Source organism: Streptomyces sp. 2114.4 (assembly GCF_900187385.1).
Lineage (GTDB): Bacteria > Actinomycetota > Actinomycetes > Streptomycetales > Streptomycetaceae > Streptomyces > Streptomyces mooreae.
In genome coordinates, this window is sequence record NZ_FYEY01000001.1 from 1990081 (window position 1) to 2011985 (window position 21905).

At 71.3% G+C, this 21905-nt stretch carries 19 protein-coding genes; 3 read left to right on the plus strand and 16 right to left on the minus strand.

Annotation, left to right across the window (positions count from 1 at the left end; translation table 11 throughout):
* Window positions 1-145 precede the first annotated feature (145 nt).
* From CFW40_RS08655 to rsmH, 16 genes are all read right to left on the minus strand, one after another.
* On the minus strand, window positions 146-1264 hold the full coding sequence (locus tag CFW40_RS08655; protein ID WP_088797235.1) for a DivIVA domain-containing protein: 1119 nt from the start codon (window positions 1262-1264) through the stop codon (window positions 146-148).
* A 49-nt stretch (window positions 1265-1313) separates the two neighbouring features.
* Window positions 1314-1607 carry a YggT family protein gene (locus tag CFW40_RS08660; RefSeq protein WP_006606159.1) on the minus strand — a complete coding sequence of 98 codons (294 nt, stop codon included), beginning with the start codon at window positions 1605-1607 and terminating at the stop codon, window positions 1314-1316.
* 72 nt (window positions 1608-1679) lie between these two features.
* Window positions 1680-2300 carry a cell division protein SepF gene (locus CFW40_RS08665; protein WP_086719191.1) on the minus strand — a complete coding sequence of 207 codons (621 nt, stop codon included), beginning with the start codon at window positions 2298-2300 and terminating at the stop codon, window positions 1680-1682.
* A 123-nt stretch (window positions 2301-2423) separates the two neighbouring features.
* Window positions 2424-3167: a YggS family pyridoxal phosphate-dependent enzyme gene (locus CFW40_RS08670; RefSeq protein WP_088797236.1), complete on the minus strand. Its 744-nt coding sequence runs from the start codon at window positions 3165-3167 to the stop codon at window positions 2424-2426.
* A complete protein-coding gene (gene pgeF, locus CFW40_RS08675; RefSeq protein WP_088797237.1) occupies window positions 3143-3883 on the minus strand; it encodes a peptidoglycan editing factor PgeF in 741 nt (246 codons plus the stop codon). The genes CFW40_RS08670 and pgeF overlap by 25 nt, the downstream gene beginning before the upstream one ends.
* A 14-nt stretch (window positions 3884-3897) precedes the next feature.
* On the minus strand, window positions 3898-5133 hold the full coding sequence (gene ftsZ, locus CFW40_RS08680) for a cell division protein FtsZ (protein WP_088797238.1): 1236 nt from the start codon (window positions 5131-5133) through the stop codon (window positions 3898-3900).
* A 281-nt stretch (window positions 5134-5414) separates the two neighbouring features.
* Complete coding sequence (locus CFW40_RS08685; protein ID WP_088797239.1) at window positions 5415-6230, minus strand: cell division protein FtsQ/DivIB; 816 nt, start codon at window positions 6228-6230, stop codon at window positions 5415-5417.
* A 22-nt stretch (window positions 6231-6252) separates the two neighbouring features.
* A complete protein-coding gene (murG, locus tag CFW40_RS08690) occupies window positions 6253-7344 on the minus strand; it encodes an undecaprenyldiphospho-muramoylpentapeptide beta-N-acetylglucosaminyltransferase (RefSeq protein ID WP_088797240.1) in 1092 nt (363 codons plus the stop codon).
* A 6-nt stretch (window positions 7345-7350) separates the two neighbouring features.
* Complete coding sequence (gene ftsW / locus CFW40_RS08695; RefSeq protein ID WP_088797241.1) at window positions 7351-8697, minus strand: putative lipid II flippase FtsW; 1347 nt, start codon at window positions 8695-8697, stop codon at window positions 7351-7353.
* Between the two features lie 59 nt (window positions 8698-8756).
* The gene (gene murD / locus CFW40_RS08700) at window positions 8757-10193 is read right to left on the minus strand and encodes a UDP-N-acetylmuramoyl-L-alanine--D-glutamate ligase (RefSeq protein WP_088797242.1); all 1437 of its coding nucleotides are present in this window, start codon (window positions 10191-10193) and stop codon (window positions 8757-8759) included.
* A 2-nt stretch (window positions 10194-10195) separates the two neighbouring features.
* The gene (mraY, locus tag CFW40_RS08705) at window positions 10196-11260 is read right to left on the minus strand and encodes a phospho-N-acetylmuramoyl-pentapeptide-transferase (protein ID WP_088801983.1); all 1065 of its coding nucleotides are present in this window, start codon (window positions 11258-11260) and stop codon (window positions 10196-10198) included.
* 5 nt (window positions 11261-11265) lie between these two features.
* Window positions 11266-12726: a UDP-N-acetylmuramoyl-tripeptide--D-alanyl-D-alanine ligase gene (gene murF, locus CFW40_RS08710; RefSeq protein WP_088797243.1), complete on the minus strand. Its 1461-nt coding sequence runs from the start codon at window positions 12724-12726 to the stop codon at window positions 11266-11268.
* Between the two features lie 62 nt (window positions 12727-12788).
* Window positions 12789-14594, minus strand: coding sequence for a UDP-N-acetylmuramoyl-L-alanyl-D-glutamate--2,6-diaminopimelate ligase (locus CFW40_RS08715; RefSeq protein ID WP_371127144.1), 1806 nt, complete (start codon window positions 14592-14594; stop codon window positions 12789-12791).
* An 18-nt stretch (window positions 14595-14612) separates the two neighbouring features.
* Window positions 14613-16604: a penicillin-binding protein 2 gene (locus CFW40_RS08720; protein WP_088797244.1), complete on the minus strand. Its 1992-nt coding sequence runs from the start codon at window positions 16602-16604 to the stop codon at window positions 14613-14615.
* A 7-nt stretch (window positions 16605-16611) separates the two neighbouring features.
* On the minus strand, window positions 16612-17094 hold the full coding sequence (locus tag CFW40_RS08725; protein WP_107440505.1) for a septum formation initiator family protein: 483 nt from the start codon (window positions 17092-17094) through the stop codon (window positions 16612-16614).
* Window positions 17091-18059, minus strand: a complete 969-nt coding sequence (gene rsmH / locus CFW40_RS08730) for a 16S rRNA (cytosine(1402)-N(4))-methyltransferase RsmH (protein ID WP_088797245.1) — start codon at window positions 18057-18059, stop codon at window positions 17091-17093. The genes CFW40_RS08725 and rsmH overlap by 4 nt, the downstream gene beginning before the upstream one ends.
* A gap of 507 nt (window positions 18060-18566) precedes the next feature.
* On the opposite strand from rsmH, the gene CFW40_RS08735 reads away from it, so the two are divergent.
* From CFW40_RS08735 to CFW40_RS08745, 3 genes are all read left to right on the plus strand, one after another.
* A complete protein-coding gene (locus tag CFW40_RS08735; protein ID WP_088797246.1) occupies window positions 18567-19127 on the plus strand; it encodes a carbonic anhydrase in 561 nt (186 codons plus the stop codon).
* 310 nt (window positions 19128-19437) lie between these two features.
* Complete coding sequence (locus CFW40_RS08740; protein ID WP_088797247.1) at window positions 19438-20451, plus strand: MoxR family ATPase; 1014 nt, start codon at window positions 19438-19440, stop codon at window positions 20449-20451.
* Complete coding sequence (locus CFW40_RS08745) at window positions 20451-21833, plus strand: DUF58 domain-containing protein (RefSeq protein ID WP_088797248.1); 1383 nt, start codon at window positions 20451-20453, stop codon at window positions 21831-21833. Before CFW40_RS08740 ends, CFW40_RS08745 begins: the two co-directional genes overlap by 1 nt.
* Window positions 21834-21905 lie beyond the last annotated feature (72 nt).

Sequence of the window (21905 nt, forward strand, 5' to 3'; positions counted from 1 at the left end):
CTTCGCCGTCCCCGAGGACACCCCGGCGAGGACACCCCGGCATGGACGCCCGGCCCCGCGCAAGTACACACAAAAGGGCCGGGCCCCGAAGGAGTGTTCCCTCGGGGCCCGGCCCTGATTGCCGACTCTGCGCGCTACGCGGACGTCAGTTGTCGTCCTCGTCGATGAGGAAGCCGCGCATCGGCGACGGCGTCTGCTGCATCGGCTGCGGGCTCTGCGGCCGCACCGGAGCCATCGGCTGGGTCATCGCCGGCGACATCTGCTGCTGACCGCCGTAGGACGGACCACCGTTGGACGGACCGGCCATGGAGTGGTTGCCGCCCATCTGCTGGCCGCCACCCATGGTGTGGTTGCCGCCGCCCATGCTGCCGGCACCGGCCGACGCCATCGACGGGGACGGCGGCAGCGAAGCGGCAGCCGGGGTCCGCGGCGGGGCCAGCGAGTCGTCCGCCTGGTTCTCCAGCTGACGCAGCTGGCTCTCCAGGTAGGACTTCAGCCGCGTGCGGTACTCGCGCTCGAAGCCGCGCAGGTCCTCGACCTTGCGCTCCAGCGTCGCGCGGGCCGACTCCAGCGAGCCCATCGCCACGCGGTGCTTCTCCTGCGCGTCCCGCTCCAGCGCGTCGGCCTTGGCGCGGGCGTCCCGCTCCAGGCCCTCGGCACGGCTGCGCGCCTCACCGACGATCTTGTTGGCCTCGGAACGGGCCTCCGCGATCGCCTGGTCGGCGGTCTGCTGTGCCAGCGACAGCACGCGCGCCGCGCTGTCACCGCCCGGGCCGCCCTGCTGGCCACCGGGGCCGGGCAGCTGCGGCCCGCCGGGACCGCCCATCGGGCCGCCCATGGGACCGCCGGGACCCATCGGACCGGGGCCGTGCGGGCCCTGCGGGCCGGGGCCGTGGCCACCGGGACCAGGAGGCAGCTGCGGTGCACCACCAGGCAGTTGGGGAGGGCCACCCATCCCCTGCTGCTGCTGCGGCGGGACCGGCTGCGGACCGGATATGGCGGCGGGCACCGGAGACCCGGGTCGCTGCTGCTGCTCCTGCTGCTGGTCCGGTCCCTTGCGCAGCCCCTGCTGCTGCTGGTTCTGCGCGGCGGCGCGGGTGGCAGCGGCCAGCTTGGCGCGAAGGTCCTCGTTCTCCCGCAGGAGCCGGGTCAGTTCGGCTTCGACCTCATCGAGGAAGGCATCGACCTCGTCCTCGTCATAGCCTTCTCGGAGGCGGACGGTCGTGAACTGCTTGTTCCGCACGTCCTCGGGGGTCAACGGCATCTCTACTTCACCTCAACGTAGTCGTCGGCAATCGGCAAGACCGTATCGTTCACACCAACAACACCGACCTCACGACGGTGATCAGGATGTACACGATGATCATCAATACGAAGAAGGACAGATCGAGCGCCACGCCCCCGAGACGCAGCGGCGGGATTACCCGCCGCAGAAGCTTGAGTGGCGGATCAGTGACAGTGTAGGCGGCCTCAAGAACGACCACCATCGCCTTGCCGGGTTGCCATGAACGGGCGAACTGGAAGACATAGTCCATCACCAGCCGGAAGATCAACACGATCAGGAAGCAGTACAGCGCGATGTAGATCACCTGACCAAAGACACTCATCTCGCGCAGTCCCTCTCCCCTTGCCTTGCTCGTGTGTTGGCCTCACGGCCGCGGTGTGCCCGGTGTTGCGTCTCAGCTCTGGTTGAAGAACCCGCCCTCTGCGATACGGGCCTTGTCCTCCGCCGTGACATCGACGTTAGCAGGCGACAACAGGAACACCTTCTGCGTCACCCGCTCGATGCTGCCGTGAAGGCCAAACACCAAACCGGCCGCAAAGTCGACAAGTCGCTTCGCGTCAGTATCGTCCATCTCCGTGAGATTCATGATCACCGGAGTGCCCTCGCGGAAGTGTTCCCCGATGGTACGGGCTTCGTTGTAGGTCCGGGGGTGGAGTGTGGTGATGCGGTAGGGCTCCCGCTCGGACACAACCTTGGGCATGATCACCGGTGCGTTCTTCTCCAGATTTGGACGTTCGGGTGTGATGGATGCCACGGGGGCGATTCGCGCGGGTCGTCCGTTTTCCGCGGTGAGCGGGGCCGGTTCACGTTGCGCCGGAGGTGTCACGGCACGGACGGGTTCCTCCCTTTCGGGTGGAATTTCGGCCTGCACTGGGTGCTGTTGACGCCGCCCCCGGTCGGGCTCCGGGTCAAGCTCGGGCTCGAACTCGTCATCGGGGTCGAACCCCCGGCCGTCGTACCCATCGTCCTCCACGAGGCCGAGGTAGACCGCCATCTTGCGCATCGCGCCGGCCATTCTCTGCGTCCTCCGCTCTGTGGTGGATCGGCTCCGTCACCAGGGGCCTTGGATCCACGCGGCCTGCCCGCTTTTTGCGGGAATGACCATATTTTGTGCTGTGGTCCGACTTGCTTGGCGACGTTACCGGAGCCGTGGTCGGTCTCCGAGTACCGCAGTGCCGACGCGCACATGTGTCGCCCCGGCCGCCACGGCCTCCTCGAGGTCCGCGCTCATGCCTGCGGACACCATGGTGGCAGCAGGATGACCCGCGCGCAGGTCGGATGAGATTTCCATGAGCCGCTCGAATGCGGCGAGTTCACGTCCGGCGTACGGCCCGGCCAGCGGGGCGACGGTCATCACCCCGTCCAGCCGCAGACCCTCGGCCCCGGCGACCGCCTCGGCCAGCGCCCCGACCCCGTCGGGCGCCACCCCGCCGCGCTCACCGCGCTCCCCCGCCTCCGCATCGAGCGCCACCTGGATCAGGCAGCCCAGTTCACGCCCGGCACGCGCCGCCTCCTTGGAGAGTGCGGTCACGAGCCGGACCCGGTCGACCGATTGCACAATTCCGGCATAACCAGCCACGGAGCGCACCTTGTTGGTCTGGAGCTGTCCAACAAAATGCCAAGTAAGGGGCAAATCAGCGCATTCAGCGGCCTTGGGCGCGGCCTCCTGATCGCGGTTCTCCGCGACCTGGCGCACCCCCAGCTCCGCGAGCAACCGGACATCGCTCGCGGGGTAGGTCTTGGTGACCACGATCAGGGTCACCTCGTCACGCGGCCGGCCGACCCTGGCACATGCGGCGGAGATACGTTCCTCCACCCGGGCCAGGTTCTCGGCCAGTTGCGTCTTGCGGTCGCTGGTCACAGCTCGGCCTCCCCCAGCCATACATAGCTCGCGAGCCGTCCGGTCGTACGGTCGCGCCGGTAAGAGAAGTGGTCGGCGGATTCGCGGGTGCAGATGTGGGAATCCTCACGCACCCGTACGCCCGCCGCGGCGAGTTGGGCCCGTACCCCTGCGGTGACGTCCACCGCGGGAGTGCCCCAGCCGGTCACCGCGCGGGCCTCGGGCACCACCGCGGCGACATCGGAGCGCATCGCCTCGGGCACCTCGTAACACCGTCCGCAGATCGCCGGTCCGGTGTACGCGACGGTCCGCGCCGGCACCGCCCCCTGCTGCACCATGGCCTCGACGACCGCCGGGACCACCCCGGCGACCAGACCGGGCCGTCCCGCATGCGCGGCCCCCGCGATCCCGGCGACCGGATCGGCCAGCAGGACCGGGGTGCAGTCGGCGGTCAGCACGGCGAGCGCGAGGCCCCGGCGGCCGGTCACCACCGCGTCGACACCGGGGACGTCGTCGCCGTGCCACGGCCCGTCGACCACCGCGACTTCGCGGCCGTGCACCTGGTGCATCCAGACCACCGCGGCCGGGTCGAGGCCGAGTTCCGCGGCGGTCCGCGCGCGGTTGGCGTATACGGCCTGCGGGTCGTCGCCGACCGCGCCGCCCAGGTTGAGCTGATCGTACGGAGCGGCGCTCACCCCGCCCCACCTGTCGGTGAAGGCGAAGTGCGCGCCGCTCTCGTGGTGCTGTTGCCCTATCACTTCGGTGCTTTACGTCACTTCAGGAAATCGGGAACGTCCAGTTCCTCGGCCGCGGAGTCCGAGTACGGACGGGCCGGGGGAACCTGCGGAGCGCTCGCCGGGGGCGACGGGACCTCGCCCAGCGAGGAGGAAGAGGAGGACTCGGCCGGGGCCGGCTCCTCGTCGCGCACCGGAACCGAACCCAGTCCGCCGAAGGACGACGAACGCGGCTCCGGCGGGGTGGCCGGACGGCTCGGGGCCGGGGCGGGCTCTTCGCGCTTGGGGGACGACAGCGCCGACTGGGCATCGCGGCGGGCCGGCGGCTGGCCGCCGTCGAAGCCCGCGGCGATGACCGTCACCCGGACCTCGTCGCCCAGCGCATCGTCGATGACCGCGCCGAAGATGATGTTGGCTTCCGGGTGGGCGGCCTCGCTGACCAGCTGTGCGGCCTCGTTGATCTCGAAAAGACCGAGGTCGGAACCGCCGGAGATGGAGAGCAGCACCCCGCGGGCGCCGTCGATGGATGCCTCCAGGAGCGGCGAGGAGATCGCCATCTCCGCGGCGGCCACCGCACGGTCGTCGCCCCGTGCCGAGCCGATGCCCATGAGCGCGGAACCGGCTTCCGACATCACGGACTTGACGTCGGCGAAGTCGAGGTTGATCAGACCCGGTGTGGTGATCAGGTCGGTGATGCCCTGGACACCCGACAGCAGCACCTGGTCCGCGGACTTGAACGCGTCGAGCACGCTCACCTGACGGTCCGAGATGGACAGCAGCCGGTCGTTGGGGATCACGATGAGGGTGTCGACCTCTTCGCGCAGCTGCGCGATGCCGTCCTCGGCCTGGTTGGCGCGCCGGCGGCCCTCGAAGGTGAACGGGCGGGTGACCACACCGATCGTCAGGGCGCCCAGCGAGCGGGCGATGTTGGCGACGACGGGTGCGCCGCCGGTGCCGGTGCCGCCGCCCTCACCCGCGGTCACGAAGACCATGTCGGCCCCCTTGAGGACCTCCTCGATCTCCTCGCGGTGGTCCTCGGCCGCCTTGCGACCCACATCCGGGTTGGCGCCGGCGCCGAGTCCGCGGGTCATTTCGCGGCCGACGTCGAGCTTGACGTCGGCGTCGCTCATCAGCAGCGCCTGCGCATCGGTGTTGATCGCGATGAACTCGACGCCCTTGAGCCCGACCTCGATCATCCGGTTGATGGCGTTCACGCCACCGCCGCCGATGCCGACGACCTTGATGACTGCGAGGTAGTTCTGCGGTGCTGCCACGTCGAAGGCCTCTCGCCTCGAGTTACGTGTCGTCGCCGCACTGCGTGTGGACGCCGACTGATGCCGATGGGACGGTTCGTATCGCCGACCCGAACCCTAACGTTGAAGTTTAGGGTTACCTGTGCCTGTGTTCCTTGGTTCCAAAGTCCCTTTGGAACGAGACACTAAGTCGACAAGGCGCGCGCGTTCAACGAACACGCCGAACCTCCCGTTTTTCTTTTCACCCTATGTGATCACCCATAGTCGTAGCCATCCAGGGTGCTGGCCTGCGGCTGCACACGTCAACTCCCGGATACCGCAGGGGCACTGGGGACCGAGACGTCGAAGTGGCGCCCGCCGTGCGCCGCTTTCAGCAGCGCGGTCAGCACCTTTGCCTTTTCGGCGCCCTCTTCGCGGCTGCCCCACGCGACCGTGCGGCCGCCGGTCAGTTCGAGGGTGACGGCGTCGTAGGACCGTACACGGACCTTGCGCACGTCCTTGCGCACGGCCGCGGGCAGATCCCGGGTGACCTCGACCGCGGCGCGCCGCAACCGGTCGGTTCCGAACTGGTGCAGACTCGAGGAGTCGGAAACGGTCATTTCCAGAACCGGAACGCCCCGGGGGGCGGTGCGGACGGTGGCGAACCGGACGCCCTCGGCGTCCACTTCGACAAACTTTCCGCCCGTTCGCATCAGCAGTTCTGGCATTCTTTCGGTCACCTTCAGACCGATTGTGTGCGGCCAGGACCGCTCGACGTCCACGGTCTTGATGCGCGGCAGCCGCGCGCGCAGCCGCCGGGCGAGCGCGTCCGTGTCCACGGAGACCAGCGGCTCATTCATCGGGGCGCGTGCCGCGGCGACGACCTCATGCGGCGTCAGCACGCGGGTGCCGGTGGCCTCGACGCGTGTCACCCGGAGCCAGTTCGAGGCGTAGAGCGCCCAGACGCCGAACGCGCCGAGCAGCACCGCGACGATCGAGATGATGATCAGACTGCGGCGGCCCGGCGCGCGAAAGGGGATGCGCACCCGCCTCCATCCCGTCGCGCGGGGTGGCGCGGCGGAGGGCGGGCCGGACGGTGACTTCTTCTCGCCGCGTCGGGCGGTTGCCGGTCCGGCCACGCTCCCTGCCTTCTCTCGTGCGCTACTTGTTGTGCTGCGCGATCGCCTCGTACACCATGCCGACCAGCAGCTCGTCGGCGTCGCGGCGGCCGAACTCGGAGGCCGCGCGGGACATCTCGTACAGCCGGTGCGGATCGGCCAGGACCGGGAGCACGCTGCTTTGCACCCACTCCGGCGTCAACTGGGCGTCATCGACCAGCAGGCCCCCGCCGGCGTTGACCAGCGGCTGGGCGTTGAGCCGCTGCTCGCCGTTGCCGATGGGCAGCGGGACGAACGCGGCCGGCAGCCCGACGGCGGACAACTCGGCGACGGTCATCGCGCCCGCGCGGCAGAGCATCATGTCGGCCGCGGCGTACGCGAGATCCATCCGGTCCACGTACGGTACCGGGACATAGGGGGGCATCCCGGGCATGTTGTCCGCGTGCGGCAGTTCGTTCTTCGGGCCGACCGCGTGCAGCACCTGGATCCCCGCGCGCTGGAGGGCCGGGACGGCGGCCTGGGTGACCTCGTTCAGCCGGCGGGCACCCTGCGAACCACCGGACACCAGCAGGGTCGGGAGGTTGGGGTCGAGCCCGAAGGCGGCCCGCGCCTCGGGGCGGACCGCGGCACGGTCCAGGGTGGCGATGGTGCGGCGCAGCGGGATGCCGACGTAGCGGGCGCCGCGCAGCTTGCTGTCGGGGGTGCTGACGGCGACGAACTTGGCGTACCGCGAGCCGATCTTGTTGGCCAGGCCGGGGCGGGCGTTGGCCTCGTGGACGATGATCGGCACCCCGAGGCGCTTGGCGGCGAGGTAGCCGGGCAGCGCCACATAGCCGCCGAAGCCGACGACGCAGTCGGCCTTGGTGCGCTCCAGGATCTGCTCGGCGGCCTTGATCGTGCCGCGCAGCCGCCCGGGGACGGTGATCAGCTCGGGGGTGGGCTTGCGCGGCAGCGGCACGGCCGGGATCAGACCCAGCTCATAGCCGCGCTCCGGGACGAGGCGGGTCTCCAGGCCCTTCTCCGTACCGAGTGCCGTGATCCCCACGGTGGGGTCCTGCCTCCGCAGTGCGTCCGCGAGGGCGAGCGCGGGCTCGATGTGGCCGGCGGTCCCCCCACCGGCGAGTACGACATGCACCGAAATTCACCGCTCTCCGGACGGCCGCTTCTTGACGCGCCGTCTCATCGTCTTCCATCTCACCCCAGCCTGCCTTCTGCCGAAGACCGGCTTCCGCGCCGACCGGGCCGACAACGCCGCCCGCGCAGCGGGCTCGTCACGCGCGAAGGCGATCAGCAGCCCGATGGCGAACATCGTCGGCAGCAGGGCCGAACCTCCGTAGGAGAACAGCGGGAGCGGGACACCGGCGATCGGCAACAGGCCGAGCACCGCACCGATGTTGATCACGGCCTGAGCCGTGATCCAGGTGGTCACGCCTCCCGCGGCGTACCGTACGAAGGGGTCCTCCGTGCGTCCGGCCACGCGGATACCCGCATAGCCTAGAGCCGCGAAGAGGGCGAGCACCGACAGCGTCCCCGCCAGACCCAGTTCCTCCCCGGTGATGGCGAAGATGAAGTCGGTGTGCGGTTCGGGGAGTTCTCCCCATTTTTCCATACTGGCGCCGAGACCCGAACCGAAGAATCCGCCGGAGGCCAGTGCGTAGATGCCGTGCACGGCCTGCCAGCACTGGTCGCCGGGGCCCGGATCGGTCGCGCCGATGCAGGCCAGCCGGGACATCCGGTTGGCGCTGGTCTTGATCAGCAGCGCCCCGATCAGCGCGGCGCTGCCCAGTACCCCCACGAACAGGCGGGTCGGCGCACCGGCCAGCCACAGCAGCCCGAAGAGGATCGCCGTGAGAATGATCGCGGTGCCCATGTCGCCGCCGAGCATGATCAGCCCGAGCAGGAGGAACGCCACCGGGATCAGCGGCACCAGCAGATGCTTCCACTGCACCAGCAGCCGCTTGTCCTGTTTGCGGGCCAGCAGATCGGCGCCCCACAGCACCAGCGCCAGCTTGCCGAACTCGCTCGGTTGCATCTGGAAGGGGCCGCCGAGGTTGATCCAGTTCTGGTTGCCGTTGACCGCGACCCCTATGCCCGGAATCTGCACCAGGCACATCAGGAACACGGAGACGGCGAGCAGCGGATAGGCCAGCGTGCGGTGCAGCCGTACGGTCATCCGGGAGGCGGCCAGCAGCAGCCCGCCGCCGAGGACGGCGGCGAGCAGCTGCTTGCGGAAGAAGTACGTCGGGGCGAGGCCGGACTGCAGCGCCTTGATCTGGGACGCCGAGTAGACCATCACCAGCCCCAGGACGGTGATCAGCAGGCTGCCGCCGAGGATCAGGTAGTAGGCGGTCAGCGGGCGGTCCCAGGCCCGTTTGAGGCGGGTGTGGAGCCCCCGGGGGCCGCCCGGTGTGCGGCCGGCGCGCGGTGTGCGCACCGCGGAGGGCCGGCGCGGACGCGACGGGGCCGGCTTCGCCGATCGGGCCGTCATCCTCGTCCCCTCCACAGGTGCGCTCGCCGCCGGCTGACGACGACAGCGGGGAGAAACGTCTAGTGATCCCGTGCGGTCAGCTCGCCGACCGCGTCGGCGAAGGCCTCGCCCCGCTTGTTGTAATTGACGAACATGTCCATCGAGGCACAGGCCGGAGCCAGCAGGACGGTGTCGCCGGGCTCGGCCAGGCGGCTCGCTTCCCGGACCGCCTCGGACATCGCCCCAGTGTCGGTCCGGTCGAGGTCGACCACCGGGACATCGGGGGCGTGTCGCGCCAGGGCTTCGCGAATCAGCGCCCGGTCGGCACCGATCAGCACCACACCGCGCAGCCGGGCCGCCGACCTCTGCACCAGCTCGTCGAAGGTCGCGCCCTTGGCGAGGCCGCCGGCGATCCACACGATGTGCTCGTACGCCGCCAACGACGCCTCGGCGGCGTGGGTGTTGGTGGCCTTGGAGTCGTCGACGTAGCGGACGTTGCCGAGGTCCGCGACGTGCTGGATGCGGTGGGCGTCCGGGTGGAAGGCGCGCAGCCCGTCGCGTACGGCGGCGGGGGCCACCCCGTAGGCACGGGCCAGCGCCGCGGCCGCGAGGGCGTTGGCGATGTTGTGCGGGGCCGCGGGCGTGACGTCCGAGACCTCGGCGAGCTCCTGGGCCTGCTGCTGCCGGTTCTCCACGAAGGCGCGGTCGACGAGGATGCCCTCGACGACGCCCACCTGGGAGGGCCCGGGGGTGCCGAGGGTGAAGCCGATGGCGCGGCAGCCTTCCTCGACGTCGGCCGCCCGGACCAGCTCCTCGGTCGCCGGGTCGGCGGCGTTGTAGACGCAGGCGACGGTGTTGCCCTCGTAGATGCGGCCCTTGTCGGCGGCGTAGGCCGCCATGGAACCGTGCCAGTCCAGGTGGTCGGGGGCGAGGTTGAGGACGGCCGCGGAGTGCGCCCGTACGGAGGGCGCCCAGTGCAGCTGGTAGCTGGAGAGCTCGACGGCGAGGACGTCGTACGACGTGCCGTCCGGCTGCCCCTCGCCGAGCACCACATCGACGAGCGGGACGCCGATGTTGCCGACGGCGGCGGTCCGCAGCCCCGCCGCCTGCAGGATCGAGGCCAGCATCCGGACGGTGGTGGTCTTGCCGTTGGTGCCGGTGACCGCCAGCCAGTCGGCGGCATCCGGGCCACGCAGCCGCCAGGCCAGTTCGACATCGCCCCACACCTCGACGCCCGCCTTCTCGGCCGCGGCGAAGAGCGGGCTGGCCGGCTTCCAGCCCGGGGTGGTGACGACCAGTTCCGTGCCCTCGGGGAGGGTGTCGCCGTCGCCCAGGCGGACGGTGACCCCCAGCTTCTCCAGCTCGGCGGCCTGCGCACGCTCGCGCTCACCGTCGCTGCTGTTGACGACGGTGACGCGGGCGCCGAGGCCGGCCAGGGCGCGGGCGGCGGGAACGCCGCTCACGCCCAGGCCGGCGACGGTGATGCGCCGGCCCGCGAAGTCCGCCGGGCTCTGCATGGTCACTTTGCCGCCTGCCAGCCGCCGTAGAAGATGCCGAGTCCCACGATGACGCACATGCCCTGGATGATCCAGAACCGGACCACCACAAGGACTTCGGACCACCCCTTGAGTTCGAAGTGGTGCTGGAGTGGCGCCATCCGGAAGACCCGCTTACCGGTGAGCCGGAACGAGCCGACCTGGATGACCACGGACATCGTGATCAGGACGAAGAGACCGCCGAGGATGGCCAGCAGCAGCTCCGTACGGGAGCAGATGGCCAGACCGGCCAGTGCGCCGCCCAGGGCCAGCGAACCGGTGTCCCCCATGAAGATCTTGGCGGGCGAGGTGTTCCACCACAGGAAGCCGAAGCAGGCGCCCATCAGGGCCGAGGCGACGACCGCGAGGTCGAGTGGGTCGCGGACCTCGTAACAGCCCGGTCCCGCGGTGATCTGGTTGGCGCACGACTCCTGGTGCTGCCAGATGCCGATGAACGTGTACGCGCCGAAGACCATCACCGAGGCGCCGGTGGCGAGGCCGTCGAGGCCGTCGGTGAGGTTCACGCCGTTGGACATCGCCAGGATCATGAACAGGGCCCAGATCACGAAGATCACCGGGCCGATCTGCCAGCCGAAGTCCTGGGTGAAGGAGAGCCGGTCGGACGCCGGGGTCTGCCCGCGCAGATCGGCGAACTGCAGGGAGAGCACGGCGAAGGCGATGCCGACGATCAGCTGGCCGGCCATCTTGGCCTTGGCCCGCAGGCCCAGCGAACGCTGCTTGACGATCTTGATGTAGTCGTCGAGGAAGCCGACCAGGCCCATGCCCGCCATCAGGAACAGCACCAGCACACCGGAGAAGGTGGGGTCACTGCTCGTGATGACCTTGGTCAGCACGTAGGCGATGATCGTGGCCAGGATGAAGGCGATACCACCCATGGTGGGCGTACCGCGCTTGCTGTGGTGATCGCGCGGGCCGTCATCGCGGATGAACTGCCCGTATCCCTTTTTGGCCAGCAGCTTGATCAGCAGCGGGGTGCCAATCAGGGTCAGGAAGAGCCCGATCATTCCGGAGAAGAGGATCTGCTTCATCGAGTTCATCGGGACGCGGCTCCACCCTCGGCGCCGGCGGCGCCCTCAGCGCCCGCAATGCCCCCGTCGTCCAGCAATGCTGCGGCCACCCGCTCCAGCCCCACCGACCTGGACGCCTTCACCAGCACGACGTCTCCCGGTCGCAGCTCGCTGCGCAACAGGTCGACCGCCGCCCGCGCGTCGGACACGTGCACCGACTCCTCACCCCACGAACCCTCGTTCTTGGCGCCCATGTCGAGCCAGGCCGCTTCCCTGCCGCCGACTGCCACGAGCTTGCTGACGTTGAGCCGGACGACCAGCCGCCCGACCGCGTCGTGTTCGGCGAGCGACTCCCCGCCGAGCTCGGCCATCTCACCGAGCACCGCCCACGTGCGACCGCCCTTCGCCTTGGCGGCTGCGCCCATGGCGACCAGCGCTCGCAGCGCCGCTCGCATGGACTCGGGGTTCGCGTTGTAGGCGTCGTTGACGACCGTCACGCCGTCCGCGCGCTCGGTGACCTCCATACGCCAGCGGGAGAGCGTGCCGGCTTCGGAGAGCGCGGTGGCGATCTCGTCCACGGACATGCCCAACTCATGGGCGACGGCGGCCGCGGCGAGCGCGTTCGACACGTGGTGCTCACCGTACAGCCGCATGGTCACATCACTGCACCCGGAGGGTGTGTGAAGCGTGAAGGAGGGCTGTCCGGACTCCGTGATCCGGACATTCTCGGCACGTACGGCGGCGTCCGCGGCCTCACCGAACAAGATCGTGCGGGCCTTTGTCCGGGGGACCATGGCACGCACATACGGGTCGTCGGCGTTGAGCACCGCGACCCCGCCGTCCTCGGCCGCGGGCAGCTCCTCGACGAGTTCGCCCTTTGCCAGGGCGATCTGCTCCCGGCCGCCGAACTCGCCGATGTGCGCGCTGCCGACGTTGAGCACCACACCGATCCTCGGCGGGGTCAGCCCGGCGAGGTAGCGGATGTGGCCGACGCCGCGGGCGCCCATCTCCAGGACGAGGTGACGGGTGGTCTCATCGGCGCGCAGCGCGGTCAGCGGCAGCCCGATCTCGTTGTTGAGGTTGCCCTCCGGCCAGACCGTCGGGCCGGTGCGCTGCAGCAGCTGGGCGATCAGGTCCTTGGTGCTGGTCTTGCCGGCCGAGCCGGTCAGGCCGACGACGGTGGTGCCCAGCCGCTCGACGACGGCGCGGGCGAGCGCGCCGAGGGCGGCGACCACGTCGTCGACGACGATCGCGGGGACACCGACGGGGCGGGCGGCCAGGACGGCCACCGCGCCCGCCTCGACGGCACCCGCCGCGAAGTCGTGGCCGTCGGCACGGTCACCGGCGAAGGCCACGAAGAGCGCGCCGGGGCGTACCGCGCGGGAGTCCGCCACGACCGGTCCGGTCACCCGGCGGCCGTCGTCCGGTATGTCGTGCTGCCGGCCGCCGACGATGCTCGCGATCTCGGCGAGCGACAGGGAGATCACAGGTCACCCCCGGGGAGGGACGGGCGGTGACGGTAAAGGGGTTGTGCGCGCATGGCGGTGTGTCATCCCTGGTGGTTCGGCTGCGGTGACTGCTGCGACTGCTGTGACTTCAGCGAGCCCTCGATGGCATCGCGCAGCACCTGGCGGTCGTCGAAGGGGCGTACCACTCCGGCGATGTCCTGGCCCTGCTCGTGGCCCTTGCCCGCGACGATCACGGTGTCGCCGGGCTCGGCGCGGGCGACGGCGGCAGCGATGGCGGTGGCCCGCTCTTCCTCGACCAGCACCGTGCCGCGTTCGTGGATGGGGACCTCCGCGGCCCCCGCGAGCATGGTGGCGAGGATCGAGAGCGGGTCCTCGCCACGCGGGTTGTCGGAGGTCAGGATGGCCGTGTCGGCGAGCCGGGCCACCGCGGCGCCCATCGGGCCGCGCTTGTGCGGGTCGCGGTCGCCGCCGCAGCCGAGGACGGCGTGCAGCTTGCCGTCGGTGACCTTGCGCAGCGCGCGCAGAACCGATTCGACGGCGTCGGTCTTGTGGGCGTAGTCGACGACCGCCAGGTAGGGCTGGCCGGCGTCGATGCGCTCCAGGCGGCCGGGGACACCGGGCACCGCGGCGACGCCGTCGGCCGCGGTCTGCGGGTCGATGCCGGCGACGACCAGCGAGACGATCGCGGCGAGCGCGTTGGCGACGTTGAACGGGCCGGCGATCGGCGAGGCTGCGCGCAGGGTCCGGCCGTCCGGGCCGTGCACGGTGAAGGTCGAGCCGAGCGCGCCGACCTCGACGTCCGAGGCCCGCCAGTCGGCGTCCGGGTGGCCCTCGGCGGAGAAGGTGGTGACCGGTACCTCGGACTCGCCCTCGGCCAGCCGCTTGCCGTACTCGTCGTCGAGGTTGACGACGCCGGCCCGGCTGCGGGCCTTGGTGAACAGCTGGGCCTTGGCCTGGAAGTAGTCCTCCATCCCGGAGTGGAACTCCATGTGCTCCGGGCTGAGGTTGTTGAAGATCGCGACGTCGAAGACGCAGCCGTCGACCCGGCCGAGGACCAGGGCATGGCTGGAGACCTCCATGGCCACGGCGCGGACGCCGCGCTCGCGCATCACGGCGAACAGCGCCTGCAGGTCGGTGGCCTCGGGGGTGGTGCGCTCGGACTTGATCCGCTCGTCGCCGATACGGGTCTCGACGGTGCCGATCAGGCCGGTGAGCCCCCCGTCGGCGCGCTTCGCGGCGGCCGCCCGCAGCCCGCCCTCGATGAGGTAGGCGGTGGTGGTCTTGCCGGAGGTACCGGTGATGCCGATCTGGAGCAGGTCCTCGCCCGGCGCACCGTAGATCGAGACGGCCAGGGAGCCCATCCGGGCGCGCGGGTTCTCGACGACGAGGGCCGGCAGGCCGGTCGCCGCGGCGCGCTCGGCGCCCGACGGGTCGGTCAGGATCGCCGCGGCGCCGAGGTCGGCGGCCTGGGCGACGAAGTCGGCGCCGTGCAGACGGGCGCCGGGCAGCGCGGCATAGACGTCGCCGGGGCGGACCGCACGGGAGTCATGGGTGATGCCGGTGACCATCACTGGCTGCGCGGCGGCAGCCGCTCCGGTGGAGCCGGTGCCTGCACCGGGCTGGCCGGGTTCCGGGGCGGGGCATCCCAGCTGCTCGGCGAGGTCCGCCAGGGGGGTGGGGCGGACCGTTTCAGGGCGCGGGGCTCCCGGATACGTGCCGGGCCCGCCCTTCTCGGCGTGCTGGGCTTTCGGGGACTGATCAGCGTGTGACACGGCGGTGAGCGTACCGGGCACCACCGGCCCGGGGCGAAGTGAGGGCCGTGGGGAGGAGCAGTTTCCCGCGACGGGGGTGCCGTCGGGGGTGCCGTCGGGAGTGATGGTCGTCACGGCGGAATTGCCTCGATTTCATTGGCCTGGCGTGAAGGTGACCGGCAGCCGCGGGGGCTTGGCACCGGTCGGCGGGACCTGGAGGGTTTTCAGCGCGAAGGCCATGACCTGCTGGTAGATCGGGCCACAGACCTGGCCGCCGAAGTAGCTGCCCGTGGTGGGGTTCTGCACGGCGCAGTAGACCGTGATGCGGGGCTTGTCCGCGGGTGCGAAGCCGGCGAAGGACGCGGTGTAGCCGTGGTAGCGGCCGGTTTGGGGGTCCACCCGGTTGGACGTTCCGGTTTTGCCGCCGACGCGGTAGCCGTCGATCTTCGCCTTCGCTCCGGTGCCCTCCTCGTCGTCGACCACCGATTCGAGCATGGTGGCGAGGGTGCGCGCGGTCTTGGGGCTGACCACGCGGTCCCTGCCGGGCTTGGGCGCCGGTGCGTAGTGGCCGTCGGGTCCGGTGCTGCCGCGGACCAGTGTGGGGGCGATGCGCTCGCCCCCATTGGCGATCGTGGAGTACACCGAGGCGGCCTGTACGGCGTTGAGGGACAGTCCCTGGCCGAACGGGATGGTGAACTGCTGTGAGGTGTTCCAGTCCTGCGGCTTGGCCAGGATGCCGTCGGTCTCCCCGGGGAAGCCGAGGCCGGTCGGCTTCCCGATACCGAACTTCCGCAGGTAGGAGTAGAGGACCTGGTTGGCCTGGGCCTGGGTCTTGCCGAGCTGGCCGGCGGCGAGGATCGTGCCGATGTTGCTGGACTTGGCGAGCACGCCGTTGAGCGTCAGATGCCAGGTGGCGTGGTCGACGTCGTCCGCGAACAGCCGGTCGCCGCGGTGCAGCCGGTTGGGCACGGTGACGCGGGTGGCGGACGTGGCGACGCCCTCCTCCAGGACGGCGGCCATCGACATCAGCTTGCTGGTGGACCCCGGCTCGAAGGCGTCGGACAGCGCGGCGTTGCCCAGTGCCTCCGGATCGGCCTTCGACACCTCGTTGGGGTCGAACCCGGGCGCGTTGGCGAGCGCCAGGATCTCTCCGGTACGGGTGTCCTGGACGACGACGTAGCCGCGGTCGGCGTTCGACCTGGCGACCTGCTCGGTGATGGCCTGCTGGGCGGCCCACTGGATGTCGCGGTCGAGGGTGAGCTCGACGTCGCTGCCGGGGACGGCGGGGTGTTCCTGGGTGTCGGCGGTGGGCACCCGGCGGCCGCCGGACTGGGCGTAGACGAGCTTGCCGTCCTTGCCCGCCAGCTGCTTGTTCAGCAGCGCCTCCAGGCCGCCGCCGCCCTTGCCTGCCCCGTTGACGAAGCCGAGGACGCCGGAGGCGAGGTCCTTGTTGGGGTAGAGACGCTTGCTGTGCTTGTCGGCGAAGATCCCGACCAGGACGTCGGGGCGGGGCGCGCTCTTGGGGGCGGCGGCCGCCTTGGCGTCGAGGCCGGCGCGCAGGTCCTTGATCCGCTTCCAGACCTGCGGGGTGCGCTGCCGGGCGAGCAGGACGTAGCGCGCCGTGGGCTGGTCGAGCTTGGCGGCGAGGGTGGCCTTGTCCTCGCCGAGGATCGGCGCGAGCAGCGCGGCGGCCCGCTGCGGGGCGTCGTGGATCTTGGTCTTGGCGGGCGCCAGCAGGCTCGGGTCGGCGGTGATGTCGTACGCGTCGACGGTGGTGGCGAGGTCCACGCCGTTGCGGTCGGTGATCGCACCGCGCTCGGCGGCCAGCTTGACCGGTACATAGCGGTTCTCGTTGGCCTTGGCGGCGAACGCCCCGGCGTCCACGGCCTGCACCTGGAAGAGGCGTACGACGAAGACCAGCATCACCAGCGTCAGCGCGAGGGAGACCAGCCGCAGCCGGGGGCGCGGGCTGCCCAGGCGGAGCGCCGGGGACCCCGGGCGGGGGCGCACGGGGCGGCGGGCGGGGGGCCGGGGGCCCGGCCGGGGCGCGGGGCGTCCGGCGGGCGGGCGGCCGCCCCGGCCACCGGCCTGGCCGCCGCGCTGTGCGGGGCGCGGCACCCGGCGGGGGTCCCTGGGCTCGGTCATGCCGCGCTCACCTGCCGGAGGTCGTCGGGGGGAGGGCGGCCGGGGCGGCCGGGGCCCGGTGGCCGGCCGCGCTCGTTGCCGACGGCTCGGCGGACGTGCTCAGCGGCGCCCCGTTCGAGGTGGCCGGGCCCGTCCTGCCGCGGACGGTGCCGTCCGGGAGCAGGAAGGCGGGGCTGCCGCCCGGCACCATGCCCAGTCGGCGGGCCCGCCGCTCCAGCGCGCCCGGGGCGGAGTACGCGTCCACGTCCTGCTGCAGCGCCTGCTGCTCGTCCGTCAGCTCGTCGGTCTTCTTCTCCAGCTTGCTCAGCTCGAACGACCCCTGGTTGAGGGCGGAGTTGAGCAGCAGCAGGGTGATCAGGCCGGAGCCGAGCAGGACGACGATGAGGACCACGAAGGGCGTGCGGGCCGCGGTGCCGGCGGACCCGGCGCCGGAGGGGAACAGCGCGGCCAGGCGTTTCTGCCTGCCGCGCGGCCGCCCCTGGCCTTTCATGCGGTGTCCTCGACGTTCTCGCGGATACGCTCCGCGCCGCGCAGCCGGGCGGGGGCGGCCCGGCGGTTCTCGGCGACCTCCTCCTCCGTGGGGAGTTCGGCGCCGCGGGTCAGCAGCCTGAGCCGGGGCTGGTAGCGCTCGGGGACGACCGGCAGTCCGGCGGGCGCCGTATTGGCCGCTCCGGCCGCGAAGACCTGTTTGACCAGCCGGTCCTCCAGCGAGTGGTAGGAGAGTACGGCGATCCGGCCGCCCACGGCGAGCGCCTTCACGGCGGCCGGGACGGCGCGCTCGACGCTGGCCAGCTCACCGTTGACCTCGATGCGCAGCGCCTGGAAGGTGCGCTTGGCAGGGTTGCCGCCGGTGCGCTTGGCGGCCTGCGGCAGCGCGTCCCGGATCAGCTCGACCAGCCGCGCGCTGTTGGTGAACGGCTCCTTGGCGCGCTCCCGGACGACGGCCTCGACGATCCGCTTGGCCTGCTTCTCCTCCCCGTAGGAGCGCAGGATCCGCACCAGCTCACCGGGCGCATAGGTGTTGAGGACATCCGCTGCGCTGATGCCGGTCGTCTGGTCCATCCGCATGTCCAGCGGGGCGTCCTGCGCATACGCGAAGCCGCGGTCGGCCTCGTCGAGCTGCATGGAGGACACCCCGAGGTCGAACAGGACGCCCTGGACGCGGGGGGTGCCGAGACGGTCGAGGACCTCGGGGAGCTCGTCGTAGACGGCGTGCACCAGGGTGGCGCGCTCTCCGTAGGGGGCGAGCCGTTCGCCGGCGAGCTTCAGGGCCGAGGGGTCACGGTCGAGGGCGATCAGCCGGGCGGCCGGGAAGGTGGCGAGCAGCGCCTCGCTGTGTCCTCCGAGGCCGAGCGTGCAGTCGACGACGACCGCGCCGGGCTCGGCGAGGGCGGGGGCGAGCATGTCCAGGCACCGCTGGAGCATGACGGGGACGTGGCGAGTGCTGTTGGTCATGCGACGGCCCCGCTGCGCTCGGCCCGCCTGCGGGCGCCGTGTGCGCACCGCTTCCTGAATCGCTCGCTACGCTCGCTCATGTGCCTTCCGATGGGCTGGGCGGCAGGTGGGGCCCCGGCCGCTGGCTGGGGGATGCCGCACGTACCGCTTGGTCCCCGCCCGCTCTGAAGGGGAAGTGGCCCTCCGGCGACGGGGAAGTGACGTCGGAAGACCATGGGAGCGGGAGGAGGCCGAGCCGTACGTACGACGCGCGCACGCGAGGAATTCCGGTATCCAAGGAGAGCGTCACGCCTCCCACTTCGCGCCACTTTAGTCCACCGGTCGCCCCGGTCAATCAACCGGTTCCGCGCGTCCTGCGACGGCTTTCGCGCCGCCTTCGCCGCGGGCTTCTCACCCGGACGGCGGCGCCCCGGACGACCCTGTGGATTACCTCACATGGAGTGACGTTGCCCCCTATGCCCGGCCTCTCATGCGGGCGGAGCGGCAGGCGGCGATTACCGTGAATCCATGCCCATACCTGCATCGCAGCCGCTGCCCTCGTCCGCCGACAGTGCCGGCGACCGTGCCGGTGACACCGTCACGGACGGTCTCGTCGAGGCGAACCGGCGCTACGCCGAAGCCTTCACCGACCCCGGGATGGACGCCCGGCCCGTCCAAAAGGTCGCCGTCGTGGCCTGTATGGACGCCCGACTCGACCTGCACAAGGCACTCGGCCTCGAACTCGGCGACTGCCACACCATCCGCAATGCCGGCGGGGTGGTCACCGACGACATCATCCGGTCCCTGACCATCAGCCAGCGTGCCCTGGGCACCCGCTCGGTCGTCCTCATCCACCACACCGGCTGCGGTCTGCTCAGCCTGACCGAGGACTTCCGCCACGACCTGGCGGCCGAGGTCGGACAGCGTCCCACCTGGGCGGTCGAGGCCTTCAAGGACCTCGACGAGGACGTACGGCAGTCCATGGAGCGGGTGCGCACCTCGCCCTTCCTCCTGCACACCGACGATGTCCGCGGCTTTGTCTTCGACGTGACCACCGGACTGCTGCGGGAGATCGATCCGCAGCGCTGACACACCCCGGCCCCGGCCTCCCTGACGTGCGAACGGGAACGAAAAGTCGCATTCGTCACGAAGGTCGGGGCCTATCCTTGTGAGTTATCCACAGGTCATGACGCGAAGCCGCGCGGGCGGCAAGAATGCGGGGGTGACGTCGTTCCGGCGGTGGCCGGGTGCGACGCCACATTCGGGGTGGGCCGGTCCGCAAGGGGGCACCGGCCCGTAGTGCGGGGCCGAGGAGGGCCGAGTGACGGCGTATGACGAACGAGCGAGCCTTGGGGGTCCCCCCGCGTACGGGGGTCCCCCCGCCCGAGCGGAGCCGAGAGTGGGGGAACAGCCGGGCGTAGGGGGAGATCTGATCACCACCGCGGAGCGTGTGCACCGGTCGGTGGAGGGCGTGATCGAGGGCAAGCCGGAGGTCGTACGGCTCGCGCTGACCGTGCTGCTGGCCGAGGGGCACCTGCTGATCGAGGATGTGCCCGGCGTCGGCAAGACCATGCTCGCCAAGGCACTCGCCCGCTCGATCGACTGCTCGGTGCGTCGCATCCAGTTCACGCCCGACCTGCTGCCCTCCGACATCACGGGCGTCAGCATCTTCGACCAGCAGCAGCGGGAATTCGAGTTCAAGCCCGGCGCGATCTTCTCCCAGATCGTGATCGGCGACGAGATCAACCGCGCCTCACCCAAGACCCAGTCGGCGCTCCTGGAGTCCATGGAGGAGCGCCAGGTCACGATGGACGGGCAGACCTACGAGCTCCCCAACCCGTTCATGGTGGTCGCCACCCAGAACCCGGTCGAGATGGAGGGCACCTACCCCCTCCCCGAGGCCCAGCGGGACCGCTTCATGGCGCGGGTGTCCATCGGCTATCCGAGCCCGTCGGCCGAACTGCAGATGCTGGATGTGCACGGCGGTGCCTCACCGCTCGACGACCTCCAGCCGGTGGCGCACGCCCACGAGATCGTGAAGCTGATCGAGGCGGTGCGCACGGTCCATGTCGCCGAAACCGTGCGCAGATACACCGTGGACCTGGTGGCGGCCACCCGCAGCCACCCCGAGCTGCGGCTCGGCGCCTCACCGCGGGCGACCCTGCATCTGCTGCGCGCCGCCAAGGCCTCGGCCGCGCTCCTGGGGCGGGAGTACGTCCTCCCGGACGACGTCCAGTCGCTGGCGGTGGCGGTGCTCGCGCACCGGCTGCTGCCCACCGCCCAGGCCCAGTTGAACCGCCGGACGGCCGAACAGATCGTGCTGGAGATCCTGCGGCGCGTCCCGGTCCCCGATCCGTCCGCGCAGGCCTGGCGGACACCCGGCCAGCAGCCGCCCGGCGTACGGGGGTTGTGATGTCCGAGGGGGGCGGCGAGGGGACGGCGGAGCACCGCGGACTGCGGGCGGCCCTCGGGGGGCTGACGACACGGGGCAGATCGTTCCTGGCGGCCGGGCTGGCGGCGGTGGCGTGCTCCTACCTCCTGGGACAGCCGGATCTGCTGCGGGTCGGTCTGCTGCTCGCGGCCCTCCCGCTGGTGTGCGTCCTGGTGCTGCACCGCACCCGCTACCGGGTCGCGGGCAGCCGTACGCTCTCCCCCGCCCGGGTGCCCGCGGCAGCCGAGTCCCGGGTCCGGCTGCGGATGGAGAACGTCTCGCGGCTGCCGACGGGCGTGCTGATGCTCCAGGACCGGGTGCCGTACGTCCTTGGCCCCCGGCCGCGCTTCGTCCTGGACCGCGTCGAGCCCGGCGGCCGCCGCGAGGTCTCCTACCGTGTCCGCGCCGACCTGCGCGGACACTATCCGCTGGGGCCGCTGCAACTACGGCTCTCCGATCCTTTCGGGATGTGCGAGCTGACCCGTTCGTTCAGCACCGTCGACACGCTGACGGTGGTGCCGCGGGTCGAACCGCTGCCGCCGGTGCGGCTGGGCGGGGAGGCCGCCGGATACGGCGACGGACGCCGGCGCTCCCTGGCGCTGGCCGGTGAGGACGACCTCATTCCCCGCGACTACCGGCACGGCGACGATCTGCGCCGGGTCCACTGGCGGTCCACCGCGCGCCACGGCGAGCTGATGGTCCGCAGGGAGGAGCAGCCGCAGAAGGCGCGCTGCACGGTCCTGCTCGACACCCGCGCCGTCGCCCACCCGGGAGCGGGTCCCGACTCGGCCTTCGAGTGGGCAGTGGCGGGCGCCGCTTCGGCCGCGGTGCACCTGCTGGAGCGCGGCTTCTCGGTGCGGCTGCTGACCGACACCGGCACCTCGGTGCCCGGTCCCGACGGCGTCGGCGGCTTCGCGGGCGGCACCGAATCCGCCGACGCCGTGGGCCTGCTGCTGGACACCCTCGCGGTCGTGGACCACTCCGAGGCGGAGGGGCTGTCGGCGGCGTACGACGCCGTGCGCGGCGGCGACGAAGGCGTGCTGATCGCCTTCTTCGGCGATCTGGACGAGGAGCAGGCGGCGGTCGCCGGACGGATACGGCAGCGTTGCGGCGCGGCCGTCGCCTTCGTCCTGGACGGCGACGCCTGGGCGCGGGGCCCCGGGGGGATCAGATTCTCCGCCGGCCAGGTCCCGGTGGCCGAACGGGTGCAGCTGCTGCGCCGGGCGGGCTGGACGGCACTGCCGGTGACTCCAGGCGACGCGCTCGCCGACCTCTGGCGGGCGGCCGCGGACGGCGCCGGGGCGGAGCCCGGGCGGACGGCGGACGCGAGCGCGCCGGAGACGGTGGGCGGGGGCCGGTCGTGAACGGGGGCGTGGAGATCGTACGGGTGACGGACGAGCTGCCCGGGGGCGGGTGGCCGGGTGCGCCCCGTGGCC